This is a genomic window from Bacillus sp. BC08, assembly GCF_054326875.1.
This window is the reverse complement of record NZ_JBTGPA010000031.1, coordinates 339,408-364,305: the sequence shown is the minus strand read 5'-3', so window position 1 is coordinate 364,305 and position 24,898 is coordinate 339,408. Positions and strand designations below refer to the sequence as shown.

Annotated in this window: 28 protein-coding genes; 7 read left to right on the top strand and 21 right to left on the bottom strand. The window is 33.6% G+C overall.

Going from position 1 to position 24,898, the window contains the following annotated elements:
• Window positions 1-213: a DUF3006 domain-containing protein gene (locus ACXVYO_RS12490; protein ID WP_073515308.1), complete on the top strand. Its 213-nt coding sequence runs from the start codon at window positions 1-3 to the stop codon at window positions 211-213.
• A gap of 63 nt (window positions 214-276) precedes the next feature.
• Here ACXVYO_RS12490 and ACXVYO_RS12485 read toward each other — a convergent pair whose 3' ends face one another.
• From ACXVYO_RS12485 to ACXVYO_RS12450, 8 genes are all read right to left on the bottom strand, one after another.
• The gene (locus ACXVYO_RS12485) at window positions 277-1,083 is read right to left on the bottom strand and encodes a GH25 family lysozyme (protein WP_458467261.1); all 807 of its coding nucleotides are present in this window, start codon (window positions 1,081-1,083) and stop codon (window positions 277-279) included.
• Window positions 1,084-1,367: 284 nt separating this feature from the next.
• Window positions 1,368-1,784: a GNAT family N-acetyltransferase gene (locus tag ACXVYO_RS12480; protein WP_458467260.1), complete on the bottom strand. Its 417-nt coding sequence runs from the start codon at window positions 1,782-1,784 to the stop codon at window positions 1,368-1,370.
• 32 nt (window positions 1,785-1,816) lie between these two features.
• Window positions 1,817-2,182 carry a hypothetical protein gene (locus tag ACXVYO_RS12475; protein WP_458467259.1) on the bottom strand — a complete coding sequence of 122 codons (366 nt, stop codon included), beginning with the start codon at window positions 2,180-2,182 and terminating at the stop codon, window positions 1,817-1,819.
• A 197-nt stretch (window positions 2,183-2,379) separates the two neighbouring features.
• A complete protein-coding gene (locus tag ACXVYO_RS12470) occupies window positions 2,380-2,892 on the bottom strand; it encodes an N-acetyltransferase family protein (protein ID WP_458467258.1) in 513 nt (170 codons plus the stop codon).
• 43 nt (window positions 2,893-2,935) lie between these two features.
• Complete coding sequence (locus ACXVYO_RS12465; RefSeq protein ID WP_458467257.1) at window positions 2,936-3,937, bottom strand: HAAS signaling domain-containing protein; 1,002 nt, start codon at window positions 3,935-3,937, stop codon at window positions 2,936-2,938.
• Complete coding sequence (locus ACXVYO_RS12460; RefSeq protein WP_061679735.1) at window positions 3,924-4,271, bottom strand: PadR family transcriptional regulator; 348 nt, start codon at window positions 4,269-4,271, stop codon at window positions 3,924-3,926. The genes ACXVYO_RS12465 and ACXVYO_RS12460 overlap by 14 nt, the downstream gene beginning before the upstream one ends.
• A gap of 169 nt (window positions 4,272-4,440) precedes the next feature.
• Entirely contained in the window at window positions 4,441-4,773 is a 333-nt protein-coding gene (locus ACXVYO_RS12455) for a DUF952 domain-containing protein (RefSeq protein WP_458467256.1), read from the bottom strand.
• Window positions 4,774-4,855: 82 nt separating this feature from the next.
• Window positions 4,856-6,931, bottom strand: coding sequence for a HelD family protein (locus ACXVYO_RS12450; RefSeq protein WP_458467255.1), 2,076 nt, complete (start codon window positions 6,929-6,931; stop codon window positions 4,856-4,858).
• Between the two features lie 360 nt (window positions 6,932-7,291).
• Here ACXVYO_RS12450 and ACXVYO_RS12445 point away from each other — a divergent pair, with 360 nt between their 5' ends.
• Complete coding sequence (locus ACXVYO_RS12445; RefSeq protein WP_458467254.1) at window positions 7,292-8,158, top strand: CPBP family glutamic-type intramembrane protease; 867 nt, start codon at window positions 7,292-7,294, stop codon at window positions 8,156-8,158.
• A 20-nt stretch (window positions 8,159-8,178) separates the two neighbouring features.
• Here ACXVYO_RS12445 and ACXVYO_RS12440 read toward each other — a convergent pair whose 3' ends face one another.
• From ACXVYO_RS12440 to recQ, 3 genes are all read right to left on the bottom strand, one after another.
• Window positions 8,179-8,922, bottom strand: a complete 744-nt coding sequence (locus ACXVYO_RS12440; protein ID WP_458467253.1) for a class I SAM-dependent methyltransferase — start codon at window positions 8,920-8,922, stop codon at window positions 8,179-8,181.
• Between the two features lie 178 nt (window positions 8,923-9,100).
• Window positions 9,101-9,484 carry a gamma-glutamylcyclotransferase family protein gene (locus ACXVYO_RS12435; protein WP_458467252.1) on the bottom strand — a complete coding sequence of 128 codons (384 nt, stop codon included), beginning with the start codon at window positions 9,482-9,484 and terminating at the stop codon, window positions 9,101-9,103.
• 25 nt (window positions 9,485-9,509) lie between these two features.
• Window positions 9,510-11,627, bottom strand: a complete 2,118-nt coding sequence (recQ, locus tag ACXVYO_RS12430; protein WP_458467784.1) for a DNA helicase RecQ — start codon at window positions 11,625-11,627, stop codon at window positions 9,510-9,512.
• Between the two features lie 284 nt (window positions 11,628-11,911).
• Between recQ and ACXVYO_RS12425 the strand changes: the two genes are divergently transcribed.
• From ACXVYO_RS12425 to ACXVYO_RS12410, 4 genes are all read left to right on the top strand, one after another.
• Window positions 11,912-12,073 carry a hypothetical protein gene (locus ACXVYO_RS12425; protein WP_458467251.1) on the top strand — a complete coding sequence of 54 codons (162 nt, stop codon included), beginning with the start codon at window positions 11,912-11,914 and terminating at the stop codon, window positions 12,071-12,073.
• 683 nt (window positions 12,074-12,756) lie between these two features.
• Window positions 12,757-13,380 (top strand): acetylglutamate kinase, encoded by a 624-nt coding sequence (locus ACXVYO_RS12420; RefSeq protein ID WP_458467250.1) that lies wholly within the window; start codon window positions 12,757-12,759, stop codon window positions 13,378-13,380.
• Between the two features lie 129 nt (window positions 13,381-13,509).
• Complete coding sequence (locus tag ACXVYO_RS12415) at window positions 13,510-13,866, top strand: cytoplasmic protein (RefSeq protein ID WP_458467249.1); 357 nt, start codon at window positions 13,510-13,512, stop codon at window positions 13,864-13,866.
• 139 nt (window positions 13,867-14,005) lie between these two features.
• Window positions 14,006-14,458 carry a hypothetical protein gene (locus tag ACXVYO_RS12410; RefSeq protein ID WP_458467248.1) on the top strand — a complete coding sequence of 151 codons (453 nt, stop codon included), beginning with the start codon at window positions 14,006-14,008 and terminating at the stop codon, window positions 14,456-14,458.
• A gap of 52 nt (window positions 14,459-14,510) precedes the next feature.
• Here the strand turns inward: ACXVYO_RS12410 and ACXVYO_RS12405 are convergent, their stop codons facing one another.
• The 3 genes from ACXVYO_RS12405 to ACXVYO_RS12395 all read right to left on the bottom strand — a co-directional run bounded on the left by ACXVYO_RS12405 (window position 14,511) and on the right by ACXVYO_RS12395 (window position 16,497).
• Entirely contained in the window at window positions 14,511-14,696 is a 186-nt protein-coding gene (locus ACXVYO_RS12405) for a hypothetical protein (protein ID WP_002085081.1), read from the bottom strand.
• Window positions 14,697-14,821: 125 nt separating this feature from the next.
• The gene (locus tag ACXVYO_RS12400; protein WP_458467247.1) at window positions 14,822-15,271 is read right to left on the bottom strand and encodes a DUF6884 domain-containing protein; all 450 of its coding nucleotides are present in this window, start codon (window positions 15,269-15,271) and stop codon (window positions 14,822-14,824) included.
• A 20-nt stretch (window positions 15,272-15,291) separates the two neighbouring features.
• Entirely contained in the window at window positions 15,292-16,497 is a 1,206-nt protein-coding gene (locus tag ACXVYO_RS12395; protein WP_458467246.1) for a peptide ABC transporter permease, read from the bottom strand.
• 161 nt (window positions 16,498-16,658) lie between these two features.
• On the opposite strand from ACXVYO_RS12395, the gene ACXVYO_RS12390 reads away from it, so the two are divergent.
• Entirely contained in the window at window positions 16,659-16,856 is a 198-nt protein-coding gene (locus tag ACXVYO_RS12390) for a DUF4017 family protein (RefSeq protein WP_046954126.1), read from the top strand.
• 18 nt (window positions 16,857-16,874) lie between these two features.
• Here the strand turns inward: ACXVYO_RS12390 and ACXVYO_RS12385 are convergent, their stop codons facing one another.
• From ACXVYO_RS12385 to ACXVYO_RS12355, 7 genes are all read right to left on the bottom strand, one after another.
• Window positions 16,875-18,521: a M3 family oligoendopeptidase gene (locus ACXVYO_RS12385; protein ID WP_458467245.1), complete on the bottom strand. Its 1,647-nt coding sequence runs from the start codon at window positions 18,519-18,521 to the stop codon at window positions 16,875-16,877.
• Between the two features lie 101 nt (window positions 18,522-18,622).
• On the bottom strand, window positions 18,623-19,552 hold the full coding sequence (ppaC, locus tag ACXVYO_RS12380; RefSeq protein ID WP_242252625.1) for a manganese-dependent inorganic pyrophosphatase: 930 nt from the start codon (window positions 19,550-19,552) through the stop codon (window positions 18,623-18,625).
• Window positions 19,553-19,713: 161 nt separating this feature from the next.
• Complete coding sequence (locus ACXVYO_RS12375) at window positions 19,714-20,379, bottom strand: lytic polysaccharide monooxygenase (protein WP_458467244.1); 666 nt, start codon at window positions 20,377-20,379, stop codon at window positions 19,714-19,716.
• Between the two features lie 209 nt (window positions 20,380-20,588).
• Complete coding sequence (locus tag ACXVYO_RS12370; RefSeq protein WP_458467243.1) at window positions 20,589-21,092, bottom strand: N-acetyltransferase family protein; 504 nt, start codon at window positions 21,090-21,092, stop codon at window positions 20,589-20,591.
• A 218-nt stretch (window positions 21,093-21,310) separates the two neighbouring features.
• Window positions 21,311-21,676 carry a carboxymuconolactone decarboxylase family protein gene (locus tag ACXVYO_RS12365; protein WP_458467242.1) on the bottom strand — a complete coding sequence of 122 codons (366 nt, stop codon included), beginning with the start codon at window positions 21,674-21,676 and terminating at the stop codon, window positions 21,311-21,313.
• Between the two features lie 96 nt (window positions 21,677-21,772).
• On the bottom strand, window positions 21,773-23,269 hold the full coding sequence (locus tag ACXVYO_RS12360) for an alanine/glycine:cation symporter family protein (protein ID WP_458467241.1): 1,497 nt from the start codon (window positions 23,267-23,269) through the stop codon (window positions 21,773-21,775).
• A gap of 130 nt (window positions 23,270-23,399) precedes the next feature.
• Complete coding sequence (locus ACXVYO_RS12355; protein ID WP_458467240.1) at window positions 23,400-24,884, bottom strand: aldehyde dehydrogenase family protein; 1,485 nt, start codon at window positions 24,882-24,884, stop codon at window positions 23,400-23,402.
• Window positions 24,885-24,898: the final 14 nt, after the last annotated feature.

Here is a 24,898-nt window from a genome sequence, read left to right as displayed (position 1 = left end):
ATGAAAAGAGGTATTATTGACCGTTTTGAAGGCGAACTAGCAGTTATTGAAGTGAATAACGTAACAATTGATGTACCTAAATCCAAAATCCCTTCCACTGCAAAAGAAGGTGATGTACTTATAATCGAGAATGATAAGTATACAATTGATAAGAACGAAACAGATAAAAGAAGACGTGAAATCCAAGATTTAATGAATAAGCTATTTGAATAGAAAAAAGAGCCCTCCAAAAGGATGGCTCTTTTTTTTGCACAAATAGCAGCTAGTTATTTTTTATTATTTAACTTCATACCACCAACCCTTCCTATCAAGCCAACCTTTCATACCGTTTAATTGCGCATCGCTAGTTGGATCCGAAATAAAATACGTTAAGCCATCTGATTGTAAAATGAAGGTCGCAGTCATTTTTACCGATGTTAAAGCCCTCATAGCTTCAGGAGCCTCATATGGTGAAAAAGCACCCGATTGGATAATATTTTGTTTAGAAACTTGCGCTTGTATGTTTTCTTGTTTTGGTACCGATTCAGTAAACCAAGAAAGGGGCTTATTTCCTATTAATTGGTTTAAATCACATTTACCGATACCTGGTACATTACCTGTCTCAGTGTATTGCCAAATATCACAAGGATATGCTGGTTTATTACCGCCATACCTAGGAATCCATAAAAAATCACTTTTTACGTTCGCCATACCGAAAGGCTCATATACATGATGCCCAACATATAAGCCAACTTTCTTAGCACCTAATCGGCGTAACTCGTCGATAAAAGCTTGTGTACCAGCTCTCATATCATCCATTGTTTTCACTTCTACGTCAGCAGCCCAAACTGTAGCACTCTTATCACCGCGATTCCAAAAATCTTGCGCTTCCTTCTTCGCATCAGCAATTGAAATAAAGCGACAGAATCCATAGTTACCAAATGGAATATTTCTAGTTTTCATTGCTTGGACATAATTTTTATATAAAGGATCTACATAATTTGATCCATCTTGTACCCTAGCGATTACGAAATCTAGTTGTGGAGCGGCTACATCCCAGTTAATGTTACCGTTCCATTTTGAAATATCTACAATGTAACCCATTGCTTAACACCTCCTTTATTAGTATTATATTCAGAGCTCGTCTTATTGCTCTTCTGCTCTTAATAATTCAACAGCATTTGTTAGAAAAACCTATACTACAAGTGTCCTCTACAAAGACAGTAACTCATTTCAAATAAAAAAGAAAATCATAGTAATACGAATCGTACTATTTGTTTCCATAATTGCATCAGATTAAGTAATTGCCATAAACAAAAGTAAAAAAGCATCACCTTATTGGTGATGCTTTTAAAATCCACTTTTCTTCTAGGGTACGAACACGATTCCTATAACCTCTTTTCTAAAAAGTGTTGACTATGTCCTTTAGGGTGATCTTCAACAACACCGTATTCTTGGTAGCCGTGCTTTTTATAAAAATCTGGTGCTTGAAAACTAAATGAATCTAATAATATTAATCTACAACATTTTTCCTTCGCAATGTCTTCGATTTTATGTAACAGTTGACTACCATAACCATCATGACGAACTGTTTCATCAACCCATAAAAAATCTATATGAAGATGATAAAAATACATCGTTCCTGTTACCCCACCAAATATTTTTCCATCCTCATCTTTCACTACAAAACTTACTTGTTCCATCGGCTGTTTTGCTTCATCTCTTAAAATCGACATGTTATATTGAATTACTTTATTTTTTATGTATTCTCCTTCAGCGCGAGTACCATTTTCTATGTGTTTCATATATTTCTTCCTTTCAACTTAGTAAGCCACCTTTAATTTTTCCTTTTTAAAATACTAATAAACACGAATCCACCATAAGTAACAAAGCATGAAAAACCAATTATGCCTGGTATAGAGACATACCCTGTTCTTATATAACTAGTTACCGCAAAGCAAGCGATAGACAATAAAATAAATGGCCAAAATATAAGAGCTGTTTTTCTTCGTCTCTCTTTCGATATACTTACTTTCTCTTCAGAAACACGTGTGCCAAAAAGCAATACAATACAAATAAGGATTGCTGCAAAGTAAATCGTATCTAATGACAGATTATGATCATAAGTCGCAATTCCAACCTCAATAGCGATTATTGTTAAAATTAATATGATAATTGTTGGAGTTTTTAAGTTTCTTTTCAATCGCTCCCCCCTAGTATGCTTTTTGTAAATACATATTCTTACCTCTTTTTATATAGTTTTATCATCTTCTCAAAATTCGATATAGAATATTAAAAACCTTTTTTTGTTACATGATATTTATGTATACAATAAAAAAGATAGCATGAAATTTTTCCATGCTACCTTTCTAAAATACATAATTCGCATAATGCAAACATTTACTCTTCCGTAGGCTTTTTAGGACCATTAAGCTCCAATTGATAAAAAGCTAAATCTAACCACCTATTAAACTTATAACCAGCCTTCTTAATTGTCCCCGCATGAACAAATCCATAGTTTTCATGTAAGGCAATGCTTTTCTCATTTTCTGCATCTATTCCAGCAATTAAGGTCATATATTCCCTTTTTTTTGCAACTGTGATCAATGCTTTCATTAAAGAAGTTCCTATCCCATTTTTTCTATATTCCTTATGAACATACACAGAATGCTCAATTGAATATTTATAGGCAGGCCAAGCTCTAAATGGCCCGAATGTCGCAAACCCTACTACTTTATTATCTAATTCGTATACTAAAATTGGATAACCTTCAGCCTTTTTTGTTTCATACCAGTCTATTCTATTTTCAAGGGTTACAGGTTTATACGTATATACGGCTGTTGTATACAGTATGGCATCATTATAAATATCTAACATGTATGCTACATCTTGATTCCTTGCTTCCCTTATCATTGTTTTCTTCCTTTCCTAAAGTTTATCTTCTTTCCTTTCACTACTACATACGAATACGAGCTTTTCGGAAACCATCAAATATATTTAATACCGCAGATATAATGTAAATGATAATACCTCCACCCATTAACCACCTTTTAAATTCCTCTGGAGAAGTAGTAAACACATTTGCCACATACGGAATAAATCCTTCGTTAAATAAATGCGGATTTACTACAATTACAATGAATACTATTGTTCCAGCTATTTGGAGTATAGCATTTCCAATTGCCAACTTTTTCGTCCATTGTCCTTGTACTAACTTATAAAGAGATATACTTATTTCAAACACCATCATCATTACAACGATTGGCCAATACTGCAGTAACACATCTTGATTAAATGCTGGCGCGACAAACTTCAGTCCGCTTTCTGTACCATGATATACACCTACAAGATGATTCGCATAAAAATAAAGTGTTCCCCATATTGCCGTCCACATTAACCCTCCAAATACTTCGAACTTTGAAATCGACTTTTTCTTTGGAACATACGAAGTATTTTTTAAATCATCAGGCGTCCATTTTTTTAAACTTGTCGTCAACGGTTGGGTACCTTTGTCTTTATCTGTTCTTTCTAAAATTGCAAATACAAGTGTCAACCAGAAAAACACATGGAGGCCTACTTCGATAATTTCCCCAATTCCTTTACCTACCAAATTTAAAATAACGTTTAATACCGCCTGCTCACCATTATATCCTACAAAATTTTCTGCAACCATTGCAATGAGTGCGATAACAGCTGCAATTGGTATAATCATTTTTAATAACGTCGTATATACATCAAAATAACGTGGTCCAATTAAATGCATCGGTCTATCCAAATATCCATTTGCCAATGAAACGGGACTTCCCAATTTTTCAAGAACTCTTTTTTCGTCGTTTTCACTATAATCATCAGGTAACATATCCTCGATTGTTGACCGTAATTCAAGAATAATATCGTCACGATTTTTTTCAGGTAATCTCTTCGCTACTTCTTCTACATAAATATCAATCAAATTCATTTTTGTCCTCCTCCTTTAATAGGTTATAAAGCTCTTTCGAATCCTTTATCCATTCTTTCTTCAGCTGCAAAAATATCTCTAATCCATATTCACTTAAAACGTAATATTTACGAGGTCTACTCTCCGTTTTATCCCAACTACTCGTTACTAGCTCCTGCTTTTCTAATCGACGAAGTAGTGGATATAACGTACTTTGATCGATTGTAATCCCTGATTGTTCCAATAATTGGACAAGTGAATACCCATACTGCGGTGTTCTTAACTGGCTTAAAACCGCTAATGTTAATGTACCTCTTCTTAGTTCAGTAATTAACGAATTTAATAAAGCATCCATTCACTCACCTCATTTTCATTACTATATGTCATACAGTATGTGTTTTATACTATGTATCGTACAGTATTAATGTGATAAAAACAATAAGCATTTACAAAAAATAGAAAATAAAAAAGCACAAACTATATATTTTGTGCTTTTCTGGCCAATTTAAATGCTTATAACAATTTTAATTTTGTACCTCTTGTGATATAAACTCTCCTTTTTCTTTAATAAATGGGGTAACATTTACAACTGATTCAATATGAATTACTCCATATACATGCGGATATTCTTGACCATTAGAAGCAAGTTCATATTTTATTTCTGCTTTTATTAAGGATGGATCAATTGTCAGTAATAAAACATCTTCTTCATGACTAAAATGTTTTTCAGCAACTTCTAAAGCTTGTTTTAAAAATGAACAATGAATAAACCCCTCTTCTCTTAGTGAAGTTTCATTAATTTCTCCATTTATCTTTGCAATTTCCCAATTTCTTTTTGTTATTACCTTTGTAATCATAGTTAGTTTCTCTCCATGTCTTTATATAGAAAAACAAGAGGTTCTTCTTTTTGTTACTAGAAAATCCTCTTGTTTTTCATATTTATTTTAATCCTTTAATTAAAGGCGATGCTTCTCCGCTATGCAAAATCCATAAATCATGAAGCGATCTTGTACATCCGACATACAATAACTTCGCATCGTGTTTTGTATTTTTATAATGTTCTTCATCAACGTCCATTAATAGAACGGCATCAAATTCTAGCCCTTTCGCCAAGTATACAGGTACTACTGAAATACCGCCTTCATATTTACTTTGATCTGCTTCAATGACGTTTACAGCTAATCCTTCATTTGTTAATTTCTCATATATATCGCGGCATTCATCGTCTGTTCTTCCTATTACCGCAATTGTTTTCACATCTTCATTTTGTAGATGTTTTAACGTCTTCATAATCTCATTAAATTGATCCTCTACATGGATTACTTTAACCTCTTCACCACTACGAAAAACTGGTGTTGCGAGTCCAACTGGAATCTCTGCATTTTTAATTATTTCGTTCGCAAATTCTATAATTTCTTTTGTAGAACGATAACTTCTCGTTAATTCATAATAACCTGTTTCTTGAAATACTTCCTTAAAAGCACTCCAATCTTCAATCCCTTGATAATCATAAATTGCTTGAGATAAATCACCTAATATAGTGAAAGAATTACCTAGTGTAATTTCTTTTAATACATACACTTGGAATGGTGAGAAATCTTGTGCTTCATCAATAACGACGTGATGGAATTTCTGTCCGATTTCAATACCTGTTATTCGGTGATGTATGTAAATTAAAGCTGGTAAATCTTCTACATACAATTCTTTTTTACGACAATTCTTTTCAGTTTCTTTTACAAGTTCTTCAGGCAATACTTCGAGTATTTCTTTACCTTTCAATATTGAACTATATAGTGAAAGTGCACTCATTTTCGGCCAAAACTTCATATATGTGTTCAATCTCTTTGTTGCTTCTTTTTTTAGTAATTTCTTCTCGTTTGTTTCTCCATACTTTTTCAGTTCAATTTCAATCCAGCGCTTCATTCTGCCGACTAATCTTTCTCTTCTTTTCTTTAATGGATAGTGTTTATATTCAACTTGCATCCATTTTTTTATGTCTTCTACTGGAATAATAGCTTTGTCCCATGCCTCAAAATCACTTGTTGGTATTAATTCTTTTTCAAATTGAACCATTCTCTCTTCAATAAAGGACTTAAATTCCAGCGTGCCTTTCAATTTACCGAGCATAACCTTGTCTTCATCACGATTAATAGAAAATGCCTCTATCAACTTTTCTTCTGTTTGCTTTAGTTTCACCGAATCATCTAACGTACGTAATGCCCAATCTGCAAATGTTGTTTGACTAATATTCCCTACACCTAACTCCGGAAGCACACTCGAAATATAGTCTAAAAACAGACTATTCGGAGCGAATACAATCATTCTCTCTGCTTCTAATTGTTCACGATATTCATAAATTAAAAAAGCAAGGCGATGTAAAGCGATTGTTGTTTTTCCGCTCCCTGCAACCCCTTGAATAAGTAGTGGTAAGTTTCTTTCCGCACGAATAATATCATTTTGCTCCGATTGTATTGTCGAAACAATATCCTTTAGTTTATTATCTTTATTCTCACCTAATCGATATAGAAGAAAATCATCGGCATGCGATACATCTTCATTTCCTTTTACATATGTATCAACAACACGTTCTAGTTCTCTTTTTCGGATAGAAATGTTTCGCTTTAAATACACATCACCTTCTACTAATCCGTCTGGCGATTGATAAAACGCTAATTCGTCACCACCGGTAAACGAATAAAACATACTTGCGACAGGTGCCCGCCAATCAATTACAATTGGTTTCATCGTATCTTTATGTGAAACACCTACTTTACCGATGTAGATCGGCATAACATCTTCCTTGCCATCCTCCTGAAAATCTAATCTTCCAAAGTATGGCTCTTGCACTCCAATACGTAAGTTTTGTCTATTAGATTCTCTCATACTTTCTAGAATTTGTTCTTTAAAATCTTCCCCATAATAAACTGGAATTTTTTCAAGTTTTTCTAATTGATCATCCATCGTACTTAACGTATCTTTCATTTTTTGTAACTCTTCTTCAAAAATGTTGTTCATTTGATGATTCCCTCCTGTCCGTTCTAATTTTTTCAGTCGAAATACAATTGTATTAAAAATCCATTTATAAAGTCAATAGTTTCAATTTAAATTTTCCGAAAAAACTCACTTTTCATCTTTCTAATTTTGAAATCTTATCGTTATTTTTACATTATAAAAATATAAAACATCTAAATTACAACACTTTACATATAATAAAATAATGCATATAAATGCTATTACTTTCTATTAATAATATCGATTTATAAACTAACTTACTAAACTCTCATCTCCCTTTCTATCGATTTCCTCCTTTCACTTGTAAAATAATGAGAAGTGTCAATAGGTAAATACCAAAAATAAAAAAGGAGTTTATTCGAAATGACTACAACCAATAAAAAACATATAAAGTTACATTTAATTATTTTTGTGTTAATTGTGCTAGCAAGTGGCTGGATTGGTGTATTTCTTGATTCTCTTCTAACAGATCAGCCTGAAGGAAATTCTTTAGGCATGGGCTTATGGCTTATACTTCCTTTCTTCGTCAGCATATTACTTAGAGTTCTTAGCCGAGATTGGCATGATTTTGGTATCAAACCAAATTTAAAAGGAAACTTTAAATGGTATTTCGTAGCAATACTTATTTATCCATTCGTTACACTAATAACTATAAGCTTAGCTCTATCTTTCGGAGTCGTTAACATATCTAACTTTGAGATGTCCTCATTATGTTCACTCATACTCATGTCTACTATAGGTAATTTTATTAAAAATATTTTCGAAGAGTTCTCTTGGCGCGGTTATTTAACCCCAAAGCTTATTGAATTAAAGTTAAACGATTGGCTAATTTATTTAGTTTCTGGTTTTATTTGGGCTCTTTGGCATGCTGCTTATTATATAGTTTTTTTACCAAATGAATATTTCGAATCCATTTCAAGATTAAATATGCTTTTATCAGGCTGTATACTTATGGTTTGTTGGTCTATTATGTATGTCGAAATATATAGACTTACAAAATCAGTGTGGCCATGTGTGTTCATGCATGCACTTGAAGATGCCGTTCCTACCGTTTTAGTTACAATAACAGGTATTATTACACTTACCAACAGCAGTGATTTTTGGTTAAACCCTATTAGCGGAGTTGTTGCCACTGTTTTATTTCTTGGCATCGGGATTGTACTAAGATCCATAAGGATAAAAAAAGAACGACAATTAAATACGAAAGACAGTCAATTATTCACACTATAAAAGTAAAAAAGAGTAAGGAATTAATCCTTACTCTTTTTTACTTTTATACGATATGATAAACATTCATTTAATGACGCTTGCTCTTTATATCTACTCTCTTCAAAGTCATACGCCCCTCCTGGGAAAATCCCAACTATACTGAAGCGAGCCTCTGCACATAAATTATTAATCTCATCTATAGTATAGCAACGTAAAGATTGTGTCACAATATCATTTGAAGAATCCGTTTCCCACCAATGGTCCAGCATTCTAGCATTTTCACTATCATATTCATATTTTCGCATTGCAGAATAAATCGGCATTTCTTGTCCATTTGCTTTTTCCCAATATAAAGGTTGATAAATATCAATAAGTGCACACCCATCATCTTTCAACCAACTATGGATGCGTTTTAATAAAAATAATTGTTCTGCATCCGTTCCTACACCAAATCCGTCCAAATAAGTAACGACATCAAACTTTTCTTCAAAATTAATTTTATAAAAGTCAGCACAGTGAATAACAATATCATTAGTAGAATGTTCTTTCGCAAACATAACTAACTCTCGTACTAGCTCCACTGTAGTCATCTTTACATTCAAATTAGACATCGCTCTTGCAAATCCACCATTTCCGGCTCCTAGTTCTAACATCGATTGAAATGTATATCCAACTTGTTCTTGTACTTCTTTAGCAACTTCCTGTAACCAACTTTCATTATTTACATCATAGCTTAGTAGTTCAAATTGTTTTTTATAAAATTCTTTTACATTTAATTCGTTCATTAATATTCTCCTCCTGTATATTATTTTTCTGCTACAGGTGAGAAACTAAATTTCTGATACCCATGAAAAATCCTCCTTTTGATTTCCCTTTATTTGCATTTTATCAAAATAATCAGAATTTTTAAAGTATCAATTTAAAAGCAGATAATGGATGTTCCCACTATCTGCTTCTACGGCTTTATTGTCCTTGTTGATACTTCACCCAATCACCAGAAATGATAACTTTCTTTAGCATTTCTTTATCTTGAGCGACATACACAAATGCACGTATTTCTCTATCACTTAAATAAATCGTTTCGGTGATTCGGTCATATAGGTCACTCTCTGCATTACCTGTGTATTCTTCCAGTTCATCTAATTTTTGCAGAGTATCATCATTTACTTCGTAAACTTCTCCATATACTTTGTCTTTATTTGAACAAATCATCGCCGGATACCCTTCGTTTGTATCAAATAATTTTCCATACGTCCATGCTTCGTCTGCGATGCATATTACACCTTGCATAAAATGAGCATTCGTTTGCTCTTTTCTTAACGTACCATACACAAAGACGCGATACATATATCCCTATCCCCTTTATATGTCTCTACTTTCTAATTTGTAAATAAGCACGAATCATAAAGTAACTCACTTCATTTGGAAGTTGTTCCTTAATCGATTTCAAACCACCCTCTGCATTTTGCACGGCAGTTTCAATCAGTGATTCATATTCTGCAGGAACAAAACTGTTCCAGTCTACTTCCATTCCATCTTCAAAAGAGCGAATTAAATGATTTTCAATCGTTTGTCTTGATAAGCCACGTTCTTTCGCAATTTCATCTAGATCTATGCCTTGTTTATACATTTCATACGTTTCCAAATGAGAATTTGCTGAAGCTTTCCCTGACTTTTTCCGCTCTGTCACGACTTCTGTCTTAACTGTTTCAGCATAATTTGGGTTTTCCTCAATAAAGTGCTGAACTGCTTGTAAGAAGTGCGAACCATACTTCACAAGTTTATGTTCGCCAATCCCTTTTACAGTTAAAAGTTCAGATTCACTTTGCGGCATTTTCGCGCACATATCTTTCAATGTTTGGTCAGAGAAAATAACGAATGGAGGTACACCTTCTCCTTGCGCAATTTCTTTACGTACTTCACGAAGTACTTCAAATAAAGGATGATCTTGAACAATTTGTCTCGTCTCTACTCGTTCTTTACGTAAAACATTCACTTTACCAAGTAACACTTCTTTCCCTTTTTCCGTTACTTTTAATGTCGGATACGTACCATGTTCAACTGCAATTAACTCATCCGAAATTAGAAACTCAATAAATTCACTAACTTCTTTTACGCTACGATTTGATAGTAATCCGTATGTTGGTAACGTATGAAAATTAAATTCAATAACTTTCTTATTTTTAGATCCAGTTAAAACTTGTGCAATCATTTGTTTACCAAATCGTTGGTTCGTTCTAATCATGCAAGATAGAACCATTTGTGATTCTCTCGTCACATCGATACTTTCGCGGTCGTCCGTACAATTACCGCAGCGTCCACAATCTTCCTTCGGCTCTTCTCCAAAGTATTGCAAAATAAATGATTGTAAACATTGTTCTGTATGACAGTAGTCAGTCATATTTTGCAGCTTTTCAAGTTCATTTGAAAAACGAGATTCTCCAGTCGATTGATCAATTAAAAAGCGCTGTACTTGCACATCCTGAGAAGAATATAACAATATACATGCACTATCTAATCCGTCACGTCCTGCACGTCCTGCTTCTTGGTAATAACTTTCCATATTTTTTGGCAGTTGATAATGGATTACGTAACGAATATTCGATTTATCAATCCCCATCCCAAATGCAGATGTCGCTACCATTACACTCACTTCATCACGTAAAAAGAGTTCTTGCTGCTCATTTCGATCGGTATCACTCATACCAGCATGGTATTTTGATACCGAAACGCCCGCCTTCATTAAATCCTCATACAATTGATCAACTACTTTTCTAGTAGCTGCATATATAATCCCAGATTCTTTTTGATTTTGACGAATATAATCCGCTAAATATGCATGACGATCTTGTCCTTTAATAACAGAAAATGATAAGTTCTCGCGCTCAAACGTTGTCATAATCGTATTTTCTTGACTAATTCCAAGCGTGTTGCAAATATCTTCACGAACTTGTGGTGTTGCCGTAGCAGTTAATGCTAATACGAGCGGCTTTTTTGGAAGATAATCTAATATGCGATGTATATGTAAATAACTTGGACGGAAATCATGTCCCCACTGCGAAATACAGTGCGCCTCATCAATTGCAATCATCGGGATTTTCATATCAATAAGTTGGTCAACAAACTCCATTGAATCAAGACGCTCAGGCGCCACATAAAGTAACTTATAATGGCCTTGTTTCGCTAATTGAATTCGTTGATTTGCTTCTGTAATAGAAATAGAACTATTAATATAAGTAGCTGAAATACCGTTTTGTACTAATGTATCTACTTGGTCTTTCATAAGTGAAATCAAAGGTGAAATAACTAATGTCGTTCCTTCGAATACTAATGCGGGAATTTGATAACAAATTGACTTACCACCGCCCGTAGGCATAATACAAACTGTATCTTTCCCATCTAATACATTTTTAATTGTTTCATCTTGTCCTCTTCGGAATGACGAATAACCGAAATAAGACGCTAAAAGTTCTTGTGCTTTTGTAAACAAAAAAGAGTCACCTGCTTTTCTATATCTTTCATCTATTCCTATTATATCATCACTTAAGCGTCTTGAAAGTGATGAATACATGACTAACAGCTTGCTTTTCATTATTTTACGCTTCTCTACGTTTTAAAGGTTGGTTAGCAACGGTGTTTTAATGGCGATTTGTGTTTATAAATTTTAAAACATAAATAAAGCACATATAAAATGAATTACAAAATAAATATACATTTTATTACTCTTTCTTGAATACTACTAATCTTATACATATGAATTCAGGAGGTTACTATATGAAACAGCAGAATATTAGTTTCATCAAGCAGAAAACTGTACCGAACCAACTCCAATTCTCGAATCATGATGCGTGGAAATATGAATCGTATTATAAATACCAGCCATTATTTTCTTATAAAAAGCTTTTTCATTTTCTTTCTCAACTTTTTAAACGTTAATACGTGTGCGAAATATATCATTCACAAATATTTTCTCAATATAAACCTTTTAGACTTACTACAATACAGCTGTTATCATATGAAATATTCTGCTTTTATAAATCCCTTAAGTTGACCTCCCTATATTAGCAGGTCTTTTTTTTAATATTATATATTTCAGTACACTTATAAATGCTTGCAAGTTTTTTCTCTATTTTATTACCAAACTCCACTCGCCACAAATGGTGATAATCACAAAAGATAAAATGTAAATTCTTAACATTTAATTATTCAATTCTTTTTTTCTCAATACACAAAATGATTTTCACTTGTTACAATAATAGTACTCTAGATGAGTTTTTGCTCATCTACATTATCTAGTTAAAGGGATCTGCTGCGGGAAGCGGATTCCTTTGACTTTATTAAAGACCCACTTTGATTTGGACACATTTACCAGTTTTTTTAAAAAGAATTTTATGATAATATTACGTAGTCGAGTCCGACATCTCGGCAATACCCTTTTGAGGCTCTGCAACTTCCCTTGCAGAGCCTCTTTTACTTTATATTCATTTTATTTATATATACCACAATGAAATTCTTCATCTTTTTCCATATCAATTTTTGAAATTAATCTAGGACACGTAACTAAAAATAAATTCCCATCATACTTTGAGTTATACATGTTCAAAGGAGTGTTACCGTTTATGTATACTTATTGGCAATCGTATTACGCCCCCTATCATAACCCTTATGTGCACTTTGATACATCTGTCCGTAATTACCGAATTAGTAAAAACGAAAACTTTTTAAAAGGTTATATGCGTTCTTTATGGGAACAACACGTTGCTTGGACGAGATTAGCTATTATAAGTATTGTCTTTAATTTACCAGACGTTAACGTTACAGTTGGGCGACTTCTTCAAAACGCAACACATATGGGACTATCACTTGAACCATTCTATGGTGAAGATGCTGTAAAAAAATATAGTGCATTAATTAAAGATCACTTAGTCATTGCAGCGGATCTTGTTAAAGCCGCAAAAGCTGGTGACCAAAATGCAGCTGCCGCTATAGAGAAGAAATGGTACGCTAACGGTGATGAAATTGTGGCGTTTCTCACTAGCATCAATCCGTATATAGAAAAAGAAGCATTTCGAAAAATGTTTTATGAACATTTAGCCTTAACAAAAGCGGAAGCACTTGCCTTCCTAAATAAAGATTTTGAAGCAAGCGTAAAACTATACGATAAAATTGAAAAAGAAGCATTAGAAATGGCCGACATGATAACAAGCGCAATCGTAAAGCAATTCCCGCAAGTATTTCAATAACAATAAGCCGATTTGAAAAAACAAATCGGCTTATTAAACTTTCCTTCAATGAAATTTCACCTCTCCTCTTTACATTTAACGTATATCGATATATTTTATTTATATCCGTTTTTTATAGGAGGAAATCTTTTGATTAACGCAATTGGTCTCGTATTTATACTTACAAATAAACACGAGAAAAAAAAGAAAGTTTATCTAAATGAAAAATTCGCATTAATAGACATTATTGATTCTAAGGAAGTAATTGATGCTGAAGGTAACTCGTTAGTAGAACTAACATGTAAATACAGTATATATTTAGATGAAAAATACTACTGTAAATCTCTCGACGATTATACTGGACAAGTATTTCCATTCTTAAGCGCTAAAATAGGAAAAGGACTTCTCAGAAACTTAAATTACTATTTCTCTTACGTTGATGCCTATGATAAAAAACCACCCGTTAAAGAAATAAGACCACTTATGAAACAAGTAACAAACAGATAGTGAAAAATATGCAAAAAAGAAAGCATCCGAAGTTAGATGCTTTCTTTTTTTGAATCTAGAACTCGTTAAGTTCTATCCTTCTTCTAAAAGTATGTATCTAGGCATACTTTTAATTAAAAACATTGGAGGATTAAACTGAATGAAATACTCAGAAACGATTGTTAGTAAACGGCTTCGAACACTTAAAATATCTAGTATGTTTATTATGCTAGTTTTAATTGGATGGCTTGGATATACAAAATCACTTTATGAAAACGGCTTTCTTCAAGAAAAGAAAAATTCAGTTGAAGTAATGAATACTAGTATTACAGGAGAAATTGAACAGAATTTCCATGTGAACTTACAAGGTTATCGTAAAACAGACCTTGACACTATTATAGATACAAGTAAAACCGATCCGAGCGAACTATCACTAATCGAGCTAATTAATACATCTTGTGCGCGAGATTGCATAGGTGAACCATTAACATATGTGGATGAGAACAATGGATATATCTTTTATACGGAGTCTACCGGAACTAATGTAGCTATACAGATTAAAAAACAAGACACGTGGGAAATTGTAAAAAAATCTGTTCAAGCTGGAATTTAAAAGGTTCATACAAAAAAAGAGTACTTTACTTCAAAGTACTCTTTTAAAAATATTACCACTTACGACATTTATCATCATCGTCGTCACGTTTACGATTACGACGGCAATCATCACAATCACAGTCACGTTTACGTCTACAACCACAATCATCACAATCTCTGCGTCTGCATCGTCCAAACATTAAATCATCCCAAAATCTATTACAATCTCTACGTCTACAACCACAATTATTACACATGAATATGACTCTCCCCTCTATAGCGTTCATCATATTCTATGTTTAAAAACGAAAAAGGCTTGTTTACTAGTCTATTTTAAATGTATTCATTTGGTATAATTTGAATCTATATTACTAATTTATCCCTATACTTCCTTCTGCGCCTCCACTGCCCGCTTCAACCTCTGCAACATATATCCAATTCCTTTACACCCAGCTAATGGGTACGTAATGATGTCTACTGGATACAATTGTGTCACTACTTTCTTATGCTTCTGGCCTGCAAGTAAAACAATTTCATCATACTGAAGTAAGTCTTTTTCAATCAATTGTTGTTTTAATTGTTCCATACTAATAATTTCATCGCTCTTTGAATCAAAGGCAAGATCATAGTTTTCTAGTACAATATCATTTGGTCTTAAAAATCCATGCTTCGCTGATAATATAACCCAATTCTCAAAAAACATAGTTGCATACGCCTGACATGCTTTTCCGAACGGGCTAATATATACATCTTTTGCCTCCATCGGTCCGTAATCCGGATACTTATCCCAAATTTTCTTTTTTCCGCATGGAATTATGCATAACCTTTTCATCTTTATTTCTTACCCCACTTCTAACTTTTTAAATATAAAAATATAGAATTCCCTTCTTCTTCATACTCAGCTTCTATATCACCAATACCCACCACGTTCCAACCATTATTTGTTTCTATCGGCTTTTCCTTTATTATAATATGAACTTGTGTCATATTTTTAAAATCTTCTTCAAAAGATGCTAAAACAGGTTGATTTATCATATACGTTTTATTATGTATACGTACACTTAAAAAGGTTTTATGTAACGCTTTATTTTTGTTTAATTTTACATTCATTGGATTAAACGAATTTAATTGTATATTCCCTACAATATACAAATGATATCCTTTTTCCTTATAAAATTGTTTAAATTCCTTGTCTCTTTCGTTTTGAACAAAATGAAGGATTTGCTTCGTTTCTCTGCTTATTGCAAATTCATTATTTAAACTTAAAACAACATTCATATTTTGTTTTAAAAAAGCATATAACGATTTATCACTATTAAAGAAGTTCGTTTTCCATTCAGGATGGATTTCATCTAATAATAAACATAAAAGCATTCCTGAGCTATAGCAGCTCTTCCTAATGTTATAATTAGCATCATATGTATCTAAAATAAGTCCGCTATATTTTCGTAATGTTTCACTTTCATCATTTATACATACTTCAATGCGGGCGTTCATTTCAACATACCAAGCAGGCCCCTCTATACTTTCAACCATACACTCATAAGTTATAAACTCTTCTTTTATAAAATGAGTTCTTTGTTCTCTTAATTCGATAAATTGCTTAATATAATTATTTTTCTCAGCTTGTGACTTACAATGCACAGCATTATATAAACAAATTCGCTCTTTATTTCGCAACTCTATATTTTCTTCTGTTATAGGATATTGAAATCCTAAAGATTCATTTGGAAATCTACTTTCTTTATTCAAATATTGATAGCAATGAAAAAGTTCATGCACCACAACTGCAAGTAAACTTTCATAATCTCTATACCTATTCATATTCACGATGGCAGTCGGATAATCTTTTAATAAGATAAATGTATCAGCCTTAAATTGTTCATCCCGCTTTAAAACGGCATACTCACCATCATCTTTCAAAAATATTGGATGATGAAATACATACACATGTTCATCATTATATAATGCAAATGCAGTCCTATTGAAACCAGGCCATAGCGTATTCAATAATTCTATATTTACATCTTTCTTTATTCGATTTAATATATTGTTCATTATATGTAACACCCCTATATCATTCTACATACACCTATTCTATTCCACTTAAAATAAACCCTTTTATTTACATAAATGTTAGAAAAATATATATCTTTTCTAAAACTATAATGTATTATATAAATATACATGTGATGATTTTATGAAAAGGAGGTGAATAAATGAAAAATATAATCCCTGCACTAGTACTCTATATTATTGTTTGCATAATCGCTATGATTGCTCCAGCATCTGAAGGTTATAATCATATTGGCTGGAAATTGTTTGTTGGGCAAGCGTATGCCATACCTATTTTCATCATTGCGGCTATTATTACATTTTATATAAACAAGAAAAAATCTACGAATAAACAGTTATAAGGATAGCTAATGCTATCCTTATTTTAATTCGCTAATCAGATCCAAAATAACACTTGCAGTACTTTCAATCCTTTCTTCCGAAAAATCAAACGTGACACCTGTTTTTTCATATATTTCTTGTATAGTTAAATTCCAATCTGTACTCGCTCCCTCTTTAAAGAAAGCAATCGCTTTTTCTGGATCTTTCCGATAAATTTGAAACAATTGCATTGCTCCTATTTGTGCAATGGCGTATTCAATTTGATAAAAAGGAAACTGAATATAGTGAAATGACTCTAACCAGCTTGCACCGATTTCATTCTCTAATCCTGTAATTTCGACTGATGAATATTGATACCTTTTGCATATTTCAGCGTATTTCTTATCACGTTCTTCTGGTGTATGGTTTGGATTTGTATAGAGCCAGTGCTGAAATACATCTCCTGCAATTGACGACATTAATAAAGACAAGGCACGATATAATTGTACGCACTGTACTTCTTTATATTCATCCTCTTGCTTATAAAAGATATCCAGCTTATCCATTACTAGCAACTCAAGACTAAGGGAATAAAGCTCAGCCACTTCTTCACGAAGATATCTTTCCTGCATACTGCTATCATTGTTAAATTGTTTATAAAAATGAAAGGCATGCCCTACTTCATGTATGAGTGCATTAATTGCATAAAATGATGGACTAAAATTAGAATACACAAAAACCTCTTTACTATGAGGCAAGGTAAAACAAGCAGCTCCTGGTGCTTTAGTTTCACGTTCTTCTACGTCAAGGAATCCCGCTTTCCTTATATGAATAAATTTCTCATAAAAATATAAATCAGTCTTCCGAAACATTTCTTCCACCCCGTCCAATAAATCAATGGCATTTTGAAATGGAGCTTTTGGTAAATTACATGGCGTAAGATCCCAAGGGTGATACGTTTTTACACCGAGATTCTTTTTAGAAAGACTTCCTAACTGTTTCCAAATTGGTACAACATACTTTTCTATAGATTCATGAAGCATATAACACTCTTCCGTACTATAATCTCTATTTTTTTGTTTAAAAGCATATTCACTATAATTATTAAATCCTGCATGTAAAGCGATCTCATTCCGCAATTGTAAGAGTTCATTCATAATACAATCTATTTCTATTTTTACTGCACTTCTTGCTTCACATAAAGCGTACCAAGCTTTTTCACGAATAGCTCTATTAGGATTATCTAGCTTTGCTTTTACGTATGCATACGTCTTTTGCTCACCTTTCCAATTAATAGATATGTTAGACATTATTTCTCTATATTTCGTAATAAGTTCTTGCTCTTTAATAGAAAGAGCAATGTTCTTTTCATTAAACATTTTACTTTTTACTACTCTTGCTTTTTTCATAAATCCATATTCCTGTTCATCTAATAAATTTGAAAATGGACACTCTCTAAATTTCTGGTCAAATTTTGCATTGTATCTTTTTAAAAGTGGTTGAATTGTATTTTGATTATACATATGTAAATTACGGTTATTTCTGTCATTTGTATCTCTATACGTAGCAATTAAACTACTAGTGATCTCCTCTTCTATTTCAGCGGTTATACGCAATTCCTCTAAAAGCCAACGCTCTAATTCTGAAACAGAAGTTATATTTCGCTCTAAAAGTGACTGTAGTTTACTTTCTAAATCATTAAACATACACAATCCTCCTGTTTTTAATTTTCTGTTTTTTAGAGATAAAAAGGACAAGTAGCCAATCTGACTACTTGTCCTTTTTTGTTAAACCGTGCTCAATACTATTAAGCTTGGAATGCTTCTGTTAATACTGGTACGATTTGTTTTTTACGAGATACAACACCTTTTAAAGTAGCTGTGTTGTTTTCTAGAGATACGTTGTATGCTTTCTCAACAACGCTTGCTGCTTTACCGATCGCAAGACCGACAGAATCGTTAGTTAAGATATCAGTTACAACGAATAAGAATAGGTCTAAACCTTTTTCTTCTACTACTGCAGAGATAACTTTTTCAAGTTCCGCTTGGTGTACAAGAACGTCGTTTGTATCAACAGCGTTTACTTGTGCGATTTCAACTTTCGCATTACCCATTTGGAATTCTTTAGCGTCAAGAGAGATTAATTGCTCCATTGTTTTTCCGCTTAAGTCAGCACCAGCTTTTAACATTTCTAAACCGTAGCTATCAGCATCTACACCAGCGATTTCTGCTAATTCACGAGCTGCTGCTACGTCTTGCTCTGTGCAAGTTGGAGATTTGAATAGTAAAGAATCTGAAATGATTGCAGATAACATTAAACCTGCAACTTCTTTACGAATTGCAACGCCGTTTTCTTTGTACATTTTGTTTAAGATTGTAGCTGTACAACCAACTGGCTCACAACGGTAGTAAATAGGATCGCTTGTTTCAAAGTTAGCAATACGGTGATGGTCAATAACTTCTAACACACGAACAGATTCGATATCGTTAGCACTTTGTTGACGCTCGTTATGATCAACTAAAATAACGTTGTCCACTTCGCTTGCAACTGTCTCAACAAAACGCGGTCCTTCTACTTTAAAATAGTCTAACGCAAATTGAGTTTCACCGCTGATTTCGCCTAAACGTACAGGCTCAGCATTCATTCCTAATTCTTTTTTCAATTCTGCATATGCAATTGCAGAACAAATTGCATCTGTATCTGGGTTTTTATGCCCGAAAACTAGTACTTTTTCCATGTTTTCCACCTCTTCATGAAAAGGATATCTTAAAGAAGCAAATATGACAATATTTAAAGCCGAATTTTTTATAAATAATTGCACTTTCTTCTATATTTTTCATCGTTTTTCGTAAAAAAGATCATCTAAAATGAATTAGATGATCAAAATGTATTTTTTATTTAAAATAGTGTAGGAACTTGCACTACATGATTTTGCGCGAAATTCGATGCCAAACCGTTATTTACAAGGTTAACATCTATAACTTGATAAAATGCATTCCCCGTATCTGCAATTTCCCATACAGCTAAAATAAGGTGATATCCATTTCTATCAGTAGGAACATTTGCTTCATGTGTTACGGAAGTTCCTGGTTTAGCTCCTCCGTCATTTTTCACATAGAATGGTACTAAATCTAAATCAGATCGTGATAATGGTTTATTTGGATTCCAATCTTTTTTCGTAATATAATATTTCCATTCTTTCGTACTATGAGGTGCGGTTAGTTTCCACTTAAATGTATTCGTCCCGCCGTTTAACGTAACTTTCTTCCACCTATCTACTGTTTGAACGTCTAAAGCAGGAAAATGGCCAGCTCCTGCGATTTGTCCATCAGAAGGTCCTAATAGAGGGAATCCACCTATTCCTTCTACACTTTGCGGTTCATATTGAATCGGACCGCAATTCACATTTACCCCTTGCTTACATAAATAAGAACGGCTCGCTGGTGATTCTACATATCCATGAGCTGAAGCTTTTTCTGAAAAACCGAAAGTTAACAATCCCGTAAGTAATATACCACCACTTAATATAACTTTCTTCACCTTTTGTAAACCTTTCGCTTTCATCCCGACATCCCCTTTCGCATAATAAAGCGAAAACAACTATAGTTGCCTAGTCATCTCCTCTACATTCATTATAAGTCGAGTAGCATAACGAAATGAACCCTCTAAAAACTTTCTCAAATTCAATTAGTACATTAAACAAATTCAAATAACACCGCTAGAGAAATATAGACGGTATTAAAAATCGGGATTTATTATTTTGAGCATGATAACTATAAAACTTTATAATAAATAACTGTCGCGTCTAAATTACCACTCGGAGAAATTGCGTATTCTGGTATATTTCCAACTTCTTGATACTCTAATGATTTATACAATCTATTAGAAGGGTCTCCTTCTCTCGTATCTAGCACTAAAAGAGACCTATTTTCTTGCTTTGCTCGCTCCTCTGCTTTTTGCATAAGTAAACGTCCAATGCCATTACGTCTAAAGTTTGGATGAGTCATTAATTTGCAAATTTCTGCTCTATGAATCCCATTAGGCTTTGTAACTAAATGTAATTGAATACTCCCTGCCACTTCATTATTTATTTTAGCAACATACAAGATCACTTCTGGTGCTAATACAGTTCCCCAATACTTCGCGGATTCTTTTAGTTCCAATGGAGGTAAAAAACCAATTGACGCCCCATCATCTACAACCGTTTTCAAAAGTTTAGAAAGCTCTTCCACATCATCTTCTATTTGCTTAATTTCTTCAATTACTATATTTTGCATTACTAATCCCCCTTTTGTTTCATTGTACCAATTTTAAACGAAGGAACAATGAAATACTAAGATGAAATTATTAGAATCTATAATTGGTTAGAGCATATACAAAGTTCTTTCTGATGTAGAGAAATCAATTTATAAAGACATAGAATATTAAAGTGAGTACAAATTTAATTTCACATAAAAAACGTTTTAAACATAAAGTTTAAAACGTTTTTTTACATTCAATGATTTTGATTTTTCAGTTCTGTTAAACATTCCTGCACTAAAGTTACAGCTTGACTCATTGCAGCTCCACCAGCAAATGCTGCTGATACACCACATGCTTCCAGAATTTCTTTATCTGAGCATCCTTGATCAATACAGCCTTTTGTATGATAAACGGTACAATATTCATCTTGCGTTGCTAGACTAATTCCTAATGCGATAAGTTGTTTTTCCCTTTTTGTTAAAGCGCCCTCTTGAAAACAAGCTTGCGTGAATGCATTATATGTTTCTGCAATTTCAGGAATTTGGTTTGTAAAACTACCGATTCCTTCTTTATAGTGATGTAGAACGTCATTTACTGAACTATGTTGTTCGTGTTCCATCTTATTCTTACCCCCATTCTAATTATGTGTACCTATTGTAGTATGTGATGAAAAGAAGGCAATATACCTCATTAAAAAGAATGAATATTCAGTTTATTATAGCTGCAATTTCAGACTATCATCCACTACTGATTGTTCCTTATAGTTTTTCCTTTCAATTTCTTTACTTCTTTCTTCCCAAAATGTTAATCCTTCAATTCCCACATTTTTAGGATCAAATACAGGATCTTTCCCTTCTTTTTTCTGTGCTTCATAATCTTTTAACACTTTTAGTGCGACTTTACTTAATAGTAGAATCGCAATTAAGTTTAACCATGCCATACTACCGATTCCTAAATCTCCAAGATTCCATAAAAGCGACGCTGATTCTACGCTACCGATGTAAACCATAATTAAAAATCCAATTTTTAAAACTGGTTTTAACCAGCTATGTTTAAGATCACGATCTAAATAAGTAAGTGTCGTTTCAGCGATATAGTAGTATGCGAGTAATGTTGTAAATGCGAAGAAGAAAATTGCGATTGAAATGAATAATGGACCAAACCCTGTCATAACAGTTTCAACTGCTTGTTGTGTATAGATTGGACCTGCATCAACATTCCCTATATTTTTTACAATAGCGCTTTTCCCTTCCGGTATAACATTATACATACCTGTTATTAAAATCATAAGAGCTGTCGCTGTACAAACAACAATTGTATCAATATAAACAGAAAATGCTTGAACTAACCCTTGTTTTGCAGGATGAGATACTTCAGCGGCAGCAGAGCTATACGTCGCTTCTCCAACGCCAGCAACATTTGAAAATACAGCGCGCTTTACTCCCCATGCTATTGCTGCACCGACGATTCCGCCAAACATTTCATTTACACCAAAAGCACTAGAGAAAATTAAAGCGAACATACTTGGAATTTCTGTTACATTCGCAATTAATACGATACATGTAACAATTACATAGCCAATTGCCATAAATGGAACAAGCATTTGCGAAACGCCAGCAATTCTCTTTACGCCGCCAAAAATGATCGCTGCTAATAATACGACTAACAATATACCAGTTATATATTTGCTAATGCCATTAGAGTTTTCAAAACCAACTGCGATACTACTAGATTGAATACCTGGTAATAAAACGCCATATGAAAGTGTTACAACGACCGCTACAATGACTGCAAACCATTTCATTTTCAGGCCTTTTTCAATAAAATATGGTGTACCACCACGGTATTCATTTCCGACTTTACTTTTATATACTTGAGATAATGTTGATTCAACAAATGCACTCGCTGCACCTAAAAGTGCCATTACCCACATCCAAAATACAGCTCCAGGTCCGCCAAAAGCGATAGCTGTCGCGACCCCTGCAATATTACCTATTCCAACCCTACCAGATAACGCTAAACAAAATGCTTGAAAGGATGAAATTCCCGTCTCCGAGCTCTTCCCTTCAAATAATAGTTTAATCATCTCTTTAAAATAACGAATTTGTAGAAAACGAGTTGCAATTGTAAAATACACACCTGCCCCTAATGCGAAAACAACTAACCCAATACTCCATACTTGCCCTACTAACCACTCTACTAATTGCTCCATCCAAATCCCCCTTAACATTCTTTTGAAAACTATTTTAAATATAAGAAAACGGACAACTATTATTAATCCTTACAGTTGTCCGTATCTCTCATTATTTCATCCCTCTATTTAATAACAGTTAGATTCTCTATTACTTTATATTTACCCAAACACTTTTCACTTCTGTATAGTTATCAAGCGCATATGAACCTAACTCACGTCCGATACCAGATTGTTTAAAGCCACCAAATGGTGCAGCTGCATTTTCTAAGTTATAATCATTGATCCATACTGTCCCTGCCTTTAATTTATTGGCAACTTGATGTCCTGTTTTAATATTTTGTGTCCATATGCCTGCAGCAAGTCCGTATGAAGAGCGATTTGCTCTTTCGATGACCTCTTCTGTTGAATCAAATGGAAGTACAACGACAACTGGTCCAAAAATTTCTTCTTTCACAATTGTCATATCATCAGTAACATTTGTGAATACTGTTGGTTGTACAAAATATCCTTTTTCAAATGCCCGTTCACCACCAGCAGCAACAGTAGCGCCTTCAGCTTTTCCTTGTTCAATGTAATGTAGCACACGCTCTTGTTGCTTTTTAGATACGAGTGGACCCATTTCCGTTTCCTTCTCCATACCTGCTCCAAGTTTCACGTTATTCGCCATTTTCACTAATTCATTTACGACTGTTTCGTAATGTTTTCGGTGAACGAACACGCGAGAACCGGCACTACAATTTTGGCCATGATTATACATAATGCCTTGGAATGCGCCGTTAATCGCTTCTTCTAAATCAGCGTCTTCTAAAATGATATTTGGTGATTTACCACCAAGTTCTAACGTTACATGTTTAATTGTTTCTGCAGATTGACGCATAATATATTTCCCTGTAACAGTTGAACCTGTGAAGGCTACCTTATCAATATCATGATGGTTTACGATTGCAGCTCCCGCTTCAGGGCCGAAACCTGGCACAAAGTTTACGACACCGTTTGGAAAACCTGCTTCTTTAAAGAGTTTCGCTGTATATAATAACGATAAAGGCGTTTGTTCTGCTGGTTTTAAGACAATCGTACAACCTGTTGCTAATGCAGCTCCCATTTTCCAAGAAGACATAACGAGCGGAAAATTCCAAGGAATAATTTGCCCTACAACCCCAACAGGTTCATGGCGTGTGTAATTTAAGTAATCTTTTGAAATCGGAATTGTTTGCCCGATAATTTTTGTAGCCCATCCCGCATAATAACGATAATTTTCTACAGTCGCTGCAATATCATCATCCAGCGCTACTTGATATGGTTTCCCGTTATCTAATGCTTCTAACTGTGCTAATTCTTCTCCATGCTCTTCAATTAAGTCTGCTAATTTATAAATAAGATGCGCTCTTTCAGCAGTAGTCATTTCTGCCCAAGGTCCTGATTCAAATGCAGATCTTGCCGCTTTTACTGCTACATCAATATCCTCTTCTTGCGCTTCGCATACGACAGCTAGAACATCTTCTGTTGCTGGATTGTATGTCTCAAATGTCTTCCCGCTAATGGAAGGAACAAATTCACCATTAATAAACATTTTAATTTCTTCATTTAAAAACGCTTTCACTTTTGGTCTCAGCTCAATGTTTGTCGTTAACATATATGATTTCCTCC

Bases quoted from the DNA above. Each gene is read 5' to 3' on its own strand.
- ACXVYO_RS12480 (WP_458467260.1), bottom strand. From the start codon at position 1,784: ATGAAACACATAGAAAATGGTACTCGCGCTGAAGGAGAATACATAAAA.
- ACXVYO_RS12370 (WP_458467243.1), bottom strand. From the start codon at position 21,092: ATGCAAAATATAGTAATTGAAGAAATTAAGCAAATAGAAGATGATGTG.
- ACXVYO_RS12420 (WP_458467250.1), top strand. From the start codon at position 12,757: ATGTATACTTATTGGCAATCGTATTACGCCCCCTATCATAACCCTTAT.
- ACXVYO_RS12360 (WP_458467241.1), bottom strand. From the start codon at position 23,269: ATGGAGCAATTAGTAGAGTGGTTAGTAGGGCAAGTATGGAGTATTGGG.
- ACXVYO_RS12470 (WP_458467258.1), bottom strand. From the start codon at position 2,892: ATGATAAGGGAAGCAAGGAATCAAGATGTAGCATACATGTTAGATATT.
- ACXVYO_RS12445 (WP_458467254.1), top strand. From the start codon at position 7,292: ATGACTACAACCAATAAAAAACATATAAAGTTACATTTAATTATTTTT.
- ACXVYO_RS12395 (WP_458467246.1), bottom strand. From the start codon at position 16,497: ATGAACAATATATTAAATCGAATAAAGAAAGATGTAAATATAGAATTA.
- ACXVYO_RS12405 (WP_002085081.1), bottom strand. From the start codon at position 14,696: ATGTGTAATAATTGTGGTTGTAGACGTAGAGATTGTAATAGATTTTGG.
- ACXVYO_RS12365 (WP_458467242.1), bottom strand. From the start codon at position 21,676: ATGGAACACGAACAACATAGTTCAGTAAATGACGTTCTACATCACTAT.
- ACXVYO_RS12440 (WP_458467253.1), bottom strand. From the start codon at position 8,922: ATGAACGAATTAAATGTAAAAGAATTTTATAAAAAACAATTTGAACTA.
- ACXVYO_RS12410 (WP_458467248.1), top strand. From the start codon at position 14,006: ATGAAATACTCAGAAACGATTGTTAGTAAACGGCTTCGAACACTTAAA.
- ACXVYO_RS12450 (WP_458467255.1), bottom strand. From the start codon at position 6,931: ATGAACAACATTTTTGAAGAAGAGTTACAAAAAATGAAAGATACGTTA.
- ACXVYO_RS12375 (WP_458467244.1), bottom strand. From the start codon at position 20,379: ATGAAAGCGAAAGGTTTACAAAAGGTGAAGAAAGTTATATTAAGTGGT.
- ACXVYO_RS12460 (WP_061679735.1), bottom strand. From the start codon at position 4,271: ATGGATGCTTTATTAAATTCGTTAATTACTGAACTAAGAAGAGGTACA.
- ACXVYO_RS12425 (WP_458467251.1), top strand. From the start codon at position 11,912: ATGAAACAGCAGAATATTAGTTTCATCAAGCAGAAAACTGTACCGAAC.
- ACXVYO_RS12390 (WP_046954126.1), top strand. From the start codon at position 16,659: ATGAAAAATATAATCCCTGCACTAGTACTCTATATTATTGTTTGCATA.
- ACXVYO_RS12485 (WP_458467261.1), bottom strand. From the start codon at position 1,083: ATGGGTTACATTGTAGATATTTCAAAATGGAACGGTAACATTAACTGG.
- ACXVYO_RS12435 (WP_458467252.1), bottom strand. From the start codon at position 9,484: ATGTATCGCGTCTTTGTGTATGGTACGTTAAGAAAAGAGCAAACGAAT.
- ACXVYO_RS12455 (WP_458467256.1), bottom strand. From the start codon at position 4,773: ATGATTACAAAGGTAATAACAAAAAGAAATTGGGAAATTGCAAAGATA.
- ACXVYO_RS12385 (WP_458467245.1), bottom strand. From the start codon at position 18,521: ATGTTTAATGATTTAGAAAGTAAACTACAGTCACTTTTAGAGCGAAAT.
- ppaC (WP_242252625.1), bottom strand. From the start codon at position 19,552: ATGGAAAAAGTACTAGTTTTCGGGCATAAAAACCCAGATACAGATGCA.
- ACXVYO_RS12490 (WP_073515308.1), top strand. From the start codon at position 1: ATGAAAAGAGGTATTATTGACCGTTTTGAAGGCGAACTAGCAGTTATT.
- ACXVYO_RS12355 (WP_458467240.1), bottom strand. From the start codon at position 24,884: ATGTTAACGACAAACATTGAGCTGAGACCAAAAGTGAAAGCGTTTTTA.
- ACXVYO_RS12465 (WP_458467257.1), bottom strand. From the start codon at position 3,937: ATGAATTTGATTGATATTTATGTAGAAGAAGTAGCGAAGAGATTACCT.
- ACXVYO_RS12400 (WP_458467247.1), bottom strand. From the start codon at position 15,271: ATGAAAAGGTTATGCATAATTCCATGCGGAAAAAAGAAAATTTGGGAT.